The organism is Bacillus cereus group sp. BfR-BA-01441 (genome assembly GCF_022663075.1).
GTDB classification, from domain to species: domain Bacteria; phylum Bacillota; class Bacilli; order Bacillales; family Bacillaceae_G; genus Bacillus_A; species Bacillus_A cereus.
This window is the reverse complement of record NZ_JAKUEU010000021.1, coordinates 33,037-44,857: the sequence shown is the minus strand read 5'-3', so window position 1 is coordinate 44,857 and position 11,821 is coordinate 33,037. Positions and strand designations below refer to the sequence as shown.

Here is an 11,821-nt window from a genome sequence, read left to right as displayed (position 1 = left end):
AAAATTGCGGAGGTGCTTTAATAATGTCTTCAGTAGTAGTTGTAGGAACACAATGGGGCGACGAAGGAAAAGGTAAAATCACTGATTTTCTTTCTGAGCATGCGGAAGTAGTTGCAAGATATCAAGGTGGAAATAACGCGGGACATACAATTGTTTTCGGCGGAGTTAAATATAAATTACACTTAATTCCATCTGGTATTTTCTATAAAGAGAAAATTTGTGTAATCGGAAACGGATTAGTAGTAGATCCAAAAGCATTACTTGAAGAGTTAAAATACTTACACGATCGTGGTGTAAGTACTGATAATTTACGTGTAAGTAACCGTGCACATGTTATTTTACCTTACCACTTAAAACAAGATGAGTTAGAAGAAGCAAGTAAAGGTGATAACAAAATCGGTACAACGAAAAAAGGTATCGGTCCTGCATATATGGATAAAGCTGCTCGTATTGGTATTCGTATGGCTGATCTTTTAGACCGTGAAGCATTTAAAGAGAAGCTTGAGCGCAATTTAGTAGAAAAAAATCGTTTATTTGAAAAAATGTACGATACAGAAGGTTTCACTGTAGAAGAAATTTTCGAAGAGTACTTCGAGTACGGGCAACAAATCGCGCAATATGTATGTGATACGTCTGTTGTATTAAATGATGCATTAGATAATAATCACCGTGTATTATTTGAAGGTGCGCAAGGTGTTATGCTTGATATTGACCACGGTACGTACCCGTTCGTTACATCTTCTAACCCAATTGCTGGTGGTGTAACAGTTGGAACTGGAGTTGGTCCTGCGAAAGTTACTCGCGTTGTAGGTGTATGTAAAGCATATACAAGCCGCGTTGGTGATGGTCCATTCCCTACTGAGCTTCATGATGAAATTGGTCATCAAATTCGTGAAGTTGGTCGCGAGTATGGAACGACAACTGGTCGTCCACGCCGCGTAGGTTGGTTCGATAGCGTTGTTGTAAGACATGCACGTCGTGTTAGTGGTTTAACGGATCTATCATTAAATTCTATCGACGTTTTAACAGGTATTCCAACTCTTAAAATTTGTGTAGCTTACAAATACAATGGCGAAGTTATTGATGAAGTTCCAGCTAACTTAAACATTTTAGCGAAATGTGAGCCTGTATATGAAGAGCTTCCAGGTTGGGAAGAAGATATTACTGGTGTAAAATCATTAGATGAACTTCCTGAAAATGCACGAAAATACGTAGAACGTGTTTCTGAGTTAACAGGAATTCAAATATCTATGTTCTCAGTTGGACCAGATCGTAACCAAACAAATATTGTACGTAACGTATACGAAGCTTAATTAACATTTTTTGAAAAAAACTCATGTCTGCATGAGTTTTTTTCTTATTCCTTTATAAAAAAACAAAAAAAGTATTGCAATAAATACAGAATACATGTTATGATACATCTTGTCGTCACGAAAATATGACGTTGGTGAGTATGAGCCATTAGCTCAGTTGGTAGAGCATCTGACTTTTAATCAGAGGGTCGAAGGTTCGAGTCCTTCATGGCTCACCATTTTATTTTTCGTGGCCCGTTGGTCAAGTGGTTAAGACACCGCCCTTTCACGGCGGTAACACGGGTTCGAATCCCGTACGGGTCATGTTTTTTTTTGCTTATTTTTGGTCCCGTGGTGTAGTGGTTAACATGCCTGCCTGTCACGCAGGAGATCGCCGGTTCGACCCCGGTCGGGACCGCCACTTTTGTTTATACCACCATTAGTGGTTTTATATATAGTTTTGGCTCGGTAGCTCAGTCGGTAGAGCAGAGGACTGAAAATCCTCGTGTCGGCGGTTCGATTCCGTCCCGAGCCACTCTCAGGATATTAAGTGGGCCCACTTAATATCCTTTTTATTTATGTAATTTTACAAAACTGAGTAGTTATTTTAAAATAGAACGAGGAGCCTCTAGCAGTTGAAGCTAGAGGTTTTTCTATAGATCGTATAGGATGCCGTGTAAAAGTGGATCATACATGAGTCTATGAGAATAGAGGAGAAAATACTTAAACAAAGGATGCGGTCATATAGGACATACTATGTAAACATCAATATGTTTAGGGATTATTGACCATATTTTTATAAGGAGGAAATAGACGATGATGGGAAAGAAAATTTTAGTAGTTGATGATGAAAAGCCGATTGCAGATATTTTGAAGTTTAACCTAGAAAAAGAAGGTTTTGAAATAGTAATGGCGCATGATGGTGATGAAGCAATTGAAAAGGCTAATGAAGAGCAACCAGATATGGTTTTATTAGATATTATGCTACCAGGTAAAGATGGCTTAGAGGTTTGCCGTGAAATACGTAAAAGCTCAGAAATGCCGATTATTATGCTTACAGCAAAGGACTCTGAGATTGATAAAGTATTAGGGCTCGAGCTTGGGGCAGATGATTATGTAACGAAGCCATTTAGTACGAGGGAATTACTTGCTCGTGTGAAGGCGAATTTACGCCGCCATCAACAAGGTGGTGCTGCGGAAAAAGAAGAAAATACAGAAATGGTTATTGGACCAATTGTGATTAATCCAAATGCATATAGTGTAACGAAGCGCGAGGAAAATATCGAGCTTACACATCGTGAATTTGAGTTGCTACATTATTTAGCGAAACATTTAGGACAAGTTATGACACGCGAACATTTATTACAAACAGTTTGGGGTTATGACTATTTTGGAGATGTGCGCACAGTAGACGTTACAGTACGTCGTTTGCGTGAAAAAATTGAAGATAATCCAAGCCATCCTACTTTAATTGTAACTAGACGTGGAGTAGGGTATTACTTGCGTGACCCAGAGCAGGAATAGTATATGAAGAAAGTTGGTTTTTTTCAATCTATTCATTTAAAATTTGTGCTTATATATATGCTATTAATATTAATAGCGATGCAAGTTATTGGAGTATATTTCGTAAGGGAATTAGAGAAGAGCTTAGTACAAGGTTTTAGGGATTCTTTAACGCAGCAAACAAACTTATTATCATATAATTTGAAGCAAGAGTTTAAAAAAAGTTATACAAAAGCAGAAACAGAGTCAACAGATGAAACGATTAAAACTTCAATTCGAAAATTTGCCTCTGATCAGAAGAAAGTTATACAAGAGGTAAGTGTATTTGATTCGCACAGAAAGTTACTGGCTATTTCAGATGAATCAAAGCAGAATAAGGTGAATCGAACATCAACTGATATAGCTGTTCAGCGAGTGTTAGTACAAAAAAAGCCGGAAGTGAAAATTGAGAAGGATGGTAGTACAGGTCATCGTGTTCAAGTTATGCTTACTCCGATTCTAGATGATAACGGTAAGGATGCGCTTGGTGTTATTTACATTGTGGCATCTATGGAAGATGTATATAAACAAATGAAGGATATAAATCAAATTTTTGCTACGGGAACAGTAATTGCTTTATTAGTAACGGCCGTACTTGGGATTTTATTGGCTCAAACAATTACAAGACCAATTTCAGATATGCGGAGACAAGCAATCGAAATGGCAAAAGGAAATTATTCGAGAAAAGTAAAAGTGCATAGCCATGATGAAATTGGACAACTGGCATTATCCTTCAATAATTTATCAAAAAAATTACAACAAGCTCGTTCTTCTACAGAAAGTGAAAGGCGTAAATTATCATCTGTTTTATCACATATGACAGATGGAGTAATTGCTACTGACCGAAAAGGGGATATTATTTTACTAAATGATCCTGCGGAAAAGATGTTAAATGTTTCTCGTGAAACAGCGCTCGATCAATCTGTTTTAGAAGTATTAGGGATACAGGAAGAATTTACGCTCGATCATTTATATGAAGAGCCAGATTCTGTTTTATTAGATTTTAGTACGAGAAACGAACCATATATTTTACGTGCTAGTTTCTCTGTTATTCAAAAAGAAACAGGGAAGGCAAACGGCTTAATTGCTGTACTATATGATGTAACAGAGCAGGAGCGTATAGAACGGGAACGCCGTGAGTTTGTGGCGAATGTCTCTCATGAATTAAGGACGCCATTAACGACGATGCGCAGTTATTTAGAGGCACTTACAGATGGAGCATGGCAGGATCCAAATATTGCACCACAATTTTTAACGGTTACACAAGAAGAAACAGAAAGAATGATTAGACTTGTAAATGCGTTGTTACAGCTATCTAAACTTGATAGTACAGAGCATCGTTTAATGAAAGAATGGGTCGACTTTACTGATTTCTTTAATAATATTATTGATCGCTTTGAAATGTCTAAAGAGCAAAATGTAAGTTTCAAACGATCTTTCTCTAAGAAATCTAGATTTATTGATATGGATACTGACAAAATTACTCAAGTGCTGTATAACATTATTTCTAACGCATTAAAGTATTCACCAGAAGGTGGAACAGTAACATATCGTTTACGTGATCGCGGTGATTTATTAGAAATTAGTGTAAGTGACCAAGGAATGGGTATTCCAAAAGAAAACGTTGATAAAATCTTTGAACGTTTTTATCGCGTAGATAAAGCTCGTTCAAGACAAATGGGTGGTACTGGGCTTGGATTAGCAATTGCAAAAGAAATGATTGAGGCACATGGTGGCTCTATTTGGGCGAAGAGTGAAGAAGGAAAAGGGACAACTATTTATTTCACGTTACCAATGGCAGCAGATGAAGAGGACGATTGGGAATGAGTATGGAAAACTTTAAAACAATAGTTTTAATTAACCTAGTTGTAATTAGCCTATTTCTTACTTTTAACCTATGGACGTATGTGCCAGATTCTACATCCATGCAAAACGCGAAATTTGTGCAGGGAAATGAAGGAATGAACCAAACTAAAATTTCCGATGTTGTCCGTCCTACTTCTATCATCGTGCATAAAGATAAAAATCATTATGGGAGCAGAAGAGAGGCAGATATAGAATCAATCTATAAGCCTCTGGAAGTAGGGGAACTACATGATTTTAAAGAGATATCAATCACTAAGGGTGATTTCCTTTCATATGTGCATGGTGAAGGGAAAGTTGAACTTGTTTTCCCTACCGATATCCCATTTGATGCAGTAAAATCCATGTTTAACATGAAAGAGAAGAGTACAGATAAGCCTAAACATTTTAATCGTATTCTCCTCGATCCTTCTCGAAGTAAGGATCAAGAAATTAAAATTAACTTTGTTTCTGATGGTGATAACTTTAAAATATACGAGGCAAAATTAAGTGGCGTGTATTTAAAAGATATTGTAAATGCCCAAAATCAATTTATAGTATCAGCAAAGCCTTATTTTGATTATCAACTTAATGATATGAAAAAGTTATTTTTACCAGATGGAACGACAGAGTTAAACAATATAACATATATTTCATCTAATTTAGCAGTTGATACGTTTAAGAATGCTCTGTTTAGTGATCCTCGTTATTTAAGTCCGATTACCGAGATGTCGAAAGAAACATTTACAGATGGTATTAGATCCATGGAAATTGAAAACGATCGTCACATGCTAAAGTATAAAAACTCTTCTGTCTTAACTGAGAAAACGATAGATAATTTAATGCTTTTACAAAAAAGCTTTGAATTCGTAAGTGGTCACAGTGGAAGTTTGGATTCATATCGTTTGGACTATATGAATAAAGGAGAGACAGTATTTCGTTTAAATGAAGATGGATATTCAGTATTCAATGAAGATGGATTAGCTGAATTGAGACAAATATGGGGATCAGAAGAAGTAATGGAATATGAAAGACCGTTGCTGTCTTTAAATACTAAAGGTATAGAACAGAAGGTTACTCTTCCGTCAGGGCATGTTGTAATAGCATCCCTAGAAAATAATCCAGAGATAAAGAAACAAGTAATTAAGGATATTGGTATTGGATACAAGTTATCACTAGATGGACAAGTAGTTCGATTACAACCAATTTGGTATGTAAAGCTTGTTGAAGATGAAACAGGTAAACAGAAAATCTATGAGTGGAGTGAGGGAGGACTAAATGGATTGGGATCGGATTAAAACCATATTTATTGTGACCTTTTTTGTTTTGGACCTCTTTCTCATTTTCCAATTCATTCAAAAGCAAGATAGTAATCAATTGGAGCTTATTGCAGAAACAAAGATAGATCAAGAATTAAAAGCAAACAAAATTACGATGGGAAATATCCCTAAAGAACCGAAAAAAGAGTCATTTATTAGAGCAGAAAATAAAGCTTTTAAAGAAGAAGATATACAGTCTTTGAAAAATCAAACAGTGCATATACAAAATATGTACAAGATAGAAAGTAAGCTAAAAGAGCCTTTTTTAAATACGAAATCATTATCAAAAGATAAGTATAATGAATTTTTGAAGAACTATGTATTGGATGGACAAAAGTATGAATTTGGAGCGGTGAAAGACTCTAAAATTTATTTCTTCCAAAAATATAAAGATAAGCCTATTTTCTATAATAATCAGGCGATGATTGTTGTGGAATTAAATGAAAAAAATGAACTTGTTTCATATACGCAGACAATGCTAACTGATTTAAAAGAAATGGGCGAAGGTGAAAAAACGAAAGAGCAAGAAATTATTACGGCTCAAACAGCTTTAGAAAATTTGTATTTAAAAAATAAAATTCATGGAAATACGCATGTTAAAGAAGCGCAAATTGGTTATGCCACTCTTACCGCATCTACTTCTAATAACCAAGTACTGGCTCCAACGTGGAATTTGAAAACGGAGCAGAAGCAGGACTTCTTTGTGAATGCAATTGAAGGACAAGTTATGGAATTAGGAGAAAAGGAAAATCAAGTGGTTGATGAACATACTGGAGTGAGAAAGAATGGGGTTGCATTTTAGCGTACTTGCAAGTGGAAGTACAGGAAATATGCTATACGTAGGAACCGATGAAAAAAAATTACTAGTCGACGCAGGTTTAAGTGGTAAAGCAACAGAGGCTTTATTTAAACAAGCAGAACTGAATATAAATGATGTATCAGGTATTCTTGTAACGCATGAGCATAGTGATCATATTAAAGGTTTAGGTGTACTGGCACGTAAATATGATTTACCTGTTTATGCGAATGAGAAAACATGGAATGCAATGGAACATTTAATAGGAAATATCCCAACTGAACAAAAGTTTATTTTCTCAGTTGGTGATGTGAAAACCTTTGGTGATATTGAAGTCGAGTCATTTGGAGTTTCTCATGATGCGGCAGAACCGATGTTTTATGCTTTCCATAACAATAATAGGAAGTTAGCGCTTATTACAGATACGGGATACGTAAGTGACCGTATGAAAGGCGTTATTAAGGGAGCTAATGCTTTCGTATTTGAAAGTAATCATGATGTAGAAATGCTTCGTATGGGACGTTATCCATGGAGCATTAAACGACGTATTTTAAGTGACGTTGGGCATGTTTGTAATGAGGATGCTGCATTAGCGATGGCAGATGTAATTACAGATGAGACAAAGCATATTTATTTAGCCCATTTAAGCTTAGATAATAACATGAAAGAACTAGCGCGTATGTCAGTATCACAAGTACTAGAGGAAAAAGGATTTGGAGTGGGTGAATCCTTTGAAATTCACGATACAGATCCAAAAATGCCTACAAAAATTCAATACGTATAATTCTTCATTTTAGTAAACAATAAAGGTGAATATAGTTGTTTTCAGGAAGATAGGTGAACAAATATGTCCTTTATTGATGAAGAAAATTATCGTATGAAACGTGCAGGAAAAAAGAAGCACAAAGGTATAGTTCTTTCTAGTATAGCGGGAACAATTGTAGGAGCTTCTTTATTCGCGTTTGGAGCGCCTTTATTTTCAAATTCTGCTGATACGCTTCCGCAAGCTGAAGCAAGCGGAAGTAATATGGCCGAAGCTCAAGGGATTAAACAGATTAGCTTTGTAGATGCTGTTGATCGTGCATCTGAAGCTGTTGTGGGTGTTATTAACATTCAACGAGATAACTTTTCAGAGGCAGATTCAGAGGCCGGTACAGGATCAGGAGTAATTTATAAAAAGACAGATGGTCAAGCTTATATTGTAACGAATAATCATGTTGTAGCTGGAGCGAATCGTATTGAAGTAAGTCTAAGTGACGGTAAGAAGGTTCCTGGAAAAGTATTAGGAACCGATGTAGTCACAGACTTAGCTGTATTAGAGATAGATGCAAAGCATGTGAAAAAAATAATTGAAATTGGCGATTCTAATACTGTTCGCAGAGGAGAGCCAGTTATTGCGATTGGAAACCCGCTTGGACTGCAATTTTCTGGAACAGTTACACAAGGCATTATTTCAGCTAATGAACGTATTGTCCCTGTAGATTTAGATCAAGATGGACATTATGATTGGCAAGTAGAAGTGTTACAAACAGATGCAGCGATTAATCCCGGGAATAGTGGCGGTGCGCTTGTAAATGCAGCAGGACAATTAATTGGTATTAATTCAATGAAAATTGCTGCAAAAGAAGTAGAAGGAATCGGCCTTGCTATTCCGGTGACTAGAGCTGTTCCGATTATGAATGAACTTGAGAAGTATGGAAAAGTAAGAAGACCATATGTTGGGATTGAACTTAGGTCATTAAATGAAATTCCAAACTATTATTGGTCAAAAACATTACATTTACCAGGTACTGTAACAGAGGGAGTTTGTATTTTGGATGTGAAAAGTCCTTCGCCAGGTGCGGATGCTGGTTTAAGAGAACATGATGTTATTGTGGCGGTAGATGGAAAACCGATTCGCGATATTATTGGATTCCGTACGGCCTTATATGATAAGGAAATTAATGATAAAATGACTCTTACGTTTTATCGTGGCACAAAAAGAGTAACAACAACAGTGAAATTAGGCATTCAAAAGTATTAAAAACAGGAGGGCCTACCTCCTGTTTTCTATTGTAGAAAAGTGAGGTGAAGAAAATGAATTTACCTTGTTGTTTAGAGCATGTTGAATTAGCGTTAGATATTATTGTGGATGAGTGTGAAGTTGCGCCAGTTATCAACAATGTGGATAACTCGAAAAAAGAGAAAAAAACATGTGAATTTTGTCAAAATGAGGCGACATATGTTGTATCGAACACAGATTCTCACACAATATGTGGGTAGCATTTGTGGATATGTGGATAAGTTTTGTGGATAACATGTTTGTAAGGTGGAGGATACGTGTGAATATCTCGATTATTTCAATTGGGAAATTAAAAGAAAAATATTTGAAACAAGGTATAGCAGAATACTTAAAACGATTATCTGCATACGCAAAAGTAGAAGTAATTGAATTGCCTGATGAAAAGGCGCCAGAAAATTTAAGTGAAGCAGAAATGTTAATTGTAAAGGAAAAAGAAGGTATACGTATACTGGATAAAATTTCGGATGACACGCATGTGATTGCATTAGCTATAGAAGGAAAGCAAAAGTCATCAGAAGAATTCGCGATAAGTCTAGATCGCCTTGCTACATACGGAAAGAGTAAAGTCGCATTTGTAATTGGTGGATCACTTGGACTAAGCTCAGAAGTGATGAAGCGTTCAAATGAATCACTTTCTTTTTCAAAGATGACATTACCACACCAATTAATGCGATTAGTGTTGCTTGAGCAAGTGTATAGAGCGTTTCGGATTAATCGTGGTGAACCGTATCATAAGTGATGTATTCTATATAAAACACTGATATTATCATATTTATTTTATTATGCCTATAACTGGAGGCTATGTGAATGGTAAGTGATCAGACGAGATATTCTAGGCTCGCGAATATAACAAAAATAATAAATACGAAATTAGAACTACGTGACGTATTGCAGCGTGTGACAATGGCGATATCAGAGGAGATTGTTAGGTGCGACGCTGTTGGAATTTATTTACCCCAGGAAGATGGAACATTTAGAGGGTTTGCAGGAAAACCAGAGACTATAAATTGTGTAACGCTCGATACTCAAGTAATTGATCCTGAAATAGACTTACTGGCAAAAGAAGTTATTGAAACGAAAAGAACCATCTATATTCCTGATACCTCAAAGGATCATCGACCAGATCCGAGACCGGTTAATGCATTCAAAATTAAGTCCTTATTAGCTCTGCCTATCTCATTTGGGCAAGAGTTATTTGGTCTGGTTTTTTTATTTGATTATGGAATTCCGATGAACTTAACAGATTCAGAAATTCAAAGTGTTGAAGCTTATGTAAATATGGCTGCGGTTGCAATTCAAAACGCAAATAATTTAAAACAAAAGGAAAACCTTATTGCTGAGAAACAACTGTTACTAAATGTTACACGTGATTTATCGATGTGTTCCTCGATACAGGAGAGTTTTGATAAATGCTTTTTTTACCTAGAACAGATTTTAGAGAGTAAAAATATGACTGCTCATCTTCTAGATCCGCTAGACAAAACAACAATTAAAACAACGAAATTAAGTAAGGACTGTCATTGGACAGAAGCGGATTGGACAGAGAAAAGCTATGAAGCCAAGATCCAAGAGGTTATTCAAACAAAAAATATAGATAGTAAGGGTCTATTGATGATTCCATTGGTTTCAATGGGAGAAGTATTAGGGGTAATCGTCGTTGGCAAAGAAGGAAAAGCTCACAATTATGATGATTCCCAACTTCAACTAGCAAAATCTATCGTTGATGCCACAGCCCCTACGTTTTCGAATTTGTTGTATATGGATCAACTAGAGAGCATAGTGGAAGAGCGAACGAGAGAGCTAGCTGCTGCTAATGAAAAAGTTACAAGTGTGATTGAATGTATTACGGATGGATTTTTTATTTTAAATAATAAATGGGAATTTACGTACGTAAATAAGCACCAATATTTTCCGCAAAGAAAAACAGCAAAAGATGTATTAGGAAAGAATATATGGAATGTTTTCCCGAGTGAAATTGAAACAGTTATGTATAAGGAATTTCATCGTGCGATGTCAGAGCGAACTACAGTTCATTTCGAATTTCTTTCTACTGCAGATGAATATTGGCACGAAGTTATTGCATACCCATATGATGATGGTATTTGTTGTATTTTTAAAAACATAACGGAAAAAAAGAAATATGAACAGGAATTGAAAAGATTATCCAATATAGATTTAATAGGGCAAATGGCAGCAGGTATCAGCCATGAAATTAGAAATCCAATGACAACAGTACTGGGATTTTTACAGTTATTAAAAGAAGAGAATACCTATGAGAAACATAATAAGTACTTTCATTTAATGATTGAAGAACTTAACCGTGCCAATTCTATTATTACTGAATTTCTCTCAATGGGTAATACAAGGAAATTGGATTTGCAGATGTTAGATTTAAATTCAATTATCCGCGATATTATTCCTTTAATAAAGATTGATACGTACAATCAAAATAAATATATTCAAGTCGATACAAATGACATTCCAGAATTACTTTTAAATCGTAATGAGATACGGCAATTATTAATGAATCTATATCGTAATGGCTTAGAAGCGATGAATACAGGGAAAGTTCTAACCATTAGCACTTACAAAGAAGGTCAAAATTGTGTGGTGCTTGCAGTGCGGGATCAAGGAAAAGGTATCAGGCCTGAAGTATTAGAGAAACTGGGTACGCCGTTTTACACGACCAAAGATAATGGAACTGGATTGGGGTTAGGTGTATGTTATGCCATTGCTGCCCGCCATAATGCAAAAATAGAAATTCAAACAGGATCGGAAGGCACTACCTTTTTTGTTAAATTTAATTATGAAAATAATAAAAAATAACCTTATTTAGAATAGTTACGATGAGCCGTATCATAAATAAATTTATTCTTTGTATATAAAAGGATAAAAAGACCATTGGACAAAAATTACCGATGGTCTTTTAAATATTATTAGATGGTGTGTAGATTTCCTAAAATAAGTA

10 protein-coding genes and 4 tRNA genes are annotated in these 11,821 nt (G+C 35.7%); all 14 read left to right on the top strand.

Going from position 1 to position 11,821, the window contains the following annotated elements:
- Positions 1-23: 23 nt before the first annotated feature.
- The 14 genes from MR107_RS11550 to MR107_RS11485 all read left to right on the top strand — a co-directional run bounded on the left by MR107_RS11550 (position 24) and on the right by MR107_RS11485 (position 11,679).
- Positions 24-1,313, top strand: coding sequence for an adenylosuccinate synthase (locus MR107_RS11550; protein ID WP_000100238.1), 1,290 nt, complete (start codon positions 24-26; stop codon positions 1,311-1,313).
- Positions 1,314-1,455: 142 nt separating this feature from the next.
- Positions 1,456-1,531, top strand: a tRNA-Lys gene (locus MR107_RS11545).
- A gap of 13 nt (positions 1,532-1,544) precedes the next feature.
- Positions 1,545-1,616, top strand: a tRNA-Glu gene (locus tag MR107_RS11540).
- Between the two features lie 21 nt (positions 1,617-1,637).
- Positions 1,638-1,713: transfer RNA gene (locus MR107_RS11535), tRNA-Asp, on the top strand.
- 41 nt (positions 1,714-1,754) lie between these two features.
- Positions 1,755-1,827, top strand: a tRNA-Phe gene (locus tag MR107_RS11530).
- 281 nt (positions 1,828-2,108) lie between these two features.
- Positions 2,109-2,816, top strand: coding sequence for a cell wall metabolism DNA-binding response regulator WalR (walR, locus tag MR107_RS11525; protein WP_000971865.1), 708 nt, complete (start codon positions 2,109-2,111; stop codon positions 2,814-2,816).
- A gap of 3 nt (positions 2,817-2,819) precedes the next feature.
- The gene (walK, locus tag MR107_RS11520; RefSeq protein ID WP_000755367.1) at positions 2,820-4,661 is read left to right on the top strand and encodes a cell wall metabolism sensor histidine kinase WalK; all 1,842 of its coding nucleotides are present in this window, start codon (positions 2,820-2,822) and stop codon (positions 4,659-4,661) included.
- Positions 4,658-5,974, top strand: coding sequence for a YycH family regulatory protein (locus MR107_RS11515; protein ID WP_000061560.1), 1,317 nt, complete (start codon positions 4,658-4,660; stop codon positions 5,972-5,974). Before walK ends, MR107_RS11515 begins: the two co-directional genes overlap by 4 nt.
- Positions 5,955-6,797 carry a two-component system regulatory protein YycI gene (locus tag MR107_RS11510; protein WP_000383740.1) on the top strand — a complete coding sequence of 281 codons (843 nt, stop codon included), beginning with the start codon at positions 5,955-5,957 and terminating at the stop codon, positions 6,795-6,797. Before MR107_RS11515 ends, MR107_RS11510 begins: the two co-directional genes overlap by 20 nt.
- Complete coding sequence (locus MR107_RS11505) at positions 6,781-7,575, top strand: MBL fold metallo-hydrolase (RefSeq protein ID WP_000522837.1); 795 nt, start codon at positions 6,781-6,783, stop codon at positions 7,573-7,575. Before MR107_RS11510 ends, MR107_RS11505 begins: the two co-directional genes overlap by 17 nt.
- A gap of 63 nt (positions 7,576-7,638) precedes the next feature.
- A complete protein-coding gene (locus MR107_RS11500) occupies positions 7,639-8,814 on the top strand; it encodes a S1C family serine protease (protein ID WP_000008031.1) in 1,176 nt (391 codons plus the stop codon).
- Positions 8,815-8,867: 53 nt separating this feature from the next.
- Positions 8,868-9,053 (top strand): CxxH/CxxC protein, encoded by a 186-nt coding sequence (locus MR107_RS11495; RefSeq protein WP_002183021.1) that lies wholly within the window; start codon positions 8,868-8,870, stop codon positions 9,051-9,053.
- A gap of 59 nt (positions 9,054-9,112) precedes the next feature.
- Positions 9,113-9,592, top strand: coding sequence for a 23S rRNA (pseudouridine(1915)-N(3))-methyltransferase RlmH (rlmH, locus tag MR107_RS11490; protein WP_001027000.1), 480 nt, complete (start codon positions 9,113-9,115; stop codon positions 9,590-9,592).
- 68 nt (positions 9,593-9,660) lie between these two features.
- Positions 9,661-11,679 carry a GAF domain-containing sensor histidine kinase gene (locus MR107_RS11485; protein WP_242292385.1) on the top strand — a complete coding sequence of 673 codons (2,019 nt, stop codon included), beginning with the start codon at positions 9,661-9,663 and terminating at the stop codon, positions 11,677-11,679.
- The last annotated feature ends 142 nt before the right edge of the window (positions 11,680-11,821 follow it).

What these genes read in the sequence shown, in the direction of transcription:
- MR107_RS11495 (WP_002183021.1), top strand. Translation starts at nt 8,868, where the DNA reads ATGAATTTACCTTGTTGTTTAGAGCATGTTGAATTAGCGTTAGATATT.
- MR107_RS11510 (WP_000383740.1), top strand. Translation starts at nt 5,955, where the DNA reads ATGGATTGGGATCGGATTAAAACCATATTTATTGTGACCTTTTTTGTT.
- MR107_RS11515 (WP_000061560.1), top strand. Translation starts at nt 4,658, where the DNA reads ATGAGTATGGAAAACTTTAAAACAATAGTTTTAATTAACCTAGTTGTA.
- MR107_RS11550 (WP_000100238.1), top strand. Translation starts at nt 24, where the DNA reads ATGTCTTCAGTAGTAGTTGTAGGAACACAATGGGGCGACGAAGGAAAA.
- MR107_RS11500 (WP_000008031.1), top strand. Translation starts at nt 7,639, where the DNA reads ATGTCCTTTATTGATGAAGAAAATTATCGTATGAAACGTGCAGGAAAA.
- MR107_RS11505 (WP_000522837.1), top strand. Translation starts at nt 6,781, where the DNA reads ATGGGGTTGCATTTTAGCGTACTTGCAAGTGGAAGTACAGGAAATATG.
- walR (WP_000971865.1), top strand. Translation starts at nt 2,109, where the DNA reads ATGATGGGAAAGAAAATTTTAGTAGTTGATGATGAAAAGCCGATTGCA.
- walK (WP_000755367.1), top strand. Translation starts at nt 2,820, where the DNA reads ATGAAGAAAGTTGGTTTTTTTCAATCTATTCATTTAAAATTTGTGCTT.
- MR107_RS11485 (WP_242292385.1), top strand. Translation starts at nt 9,661, where the DNA reads ATGGTAAGTGATCAGACGAGATATTCTAGGCTCGCGAATATAACAAAA.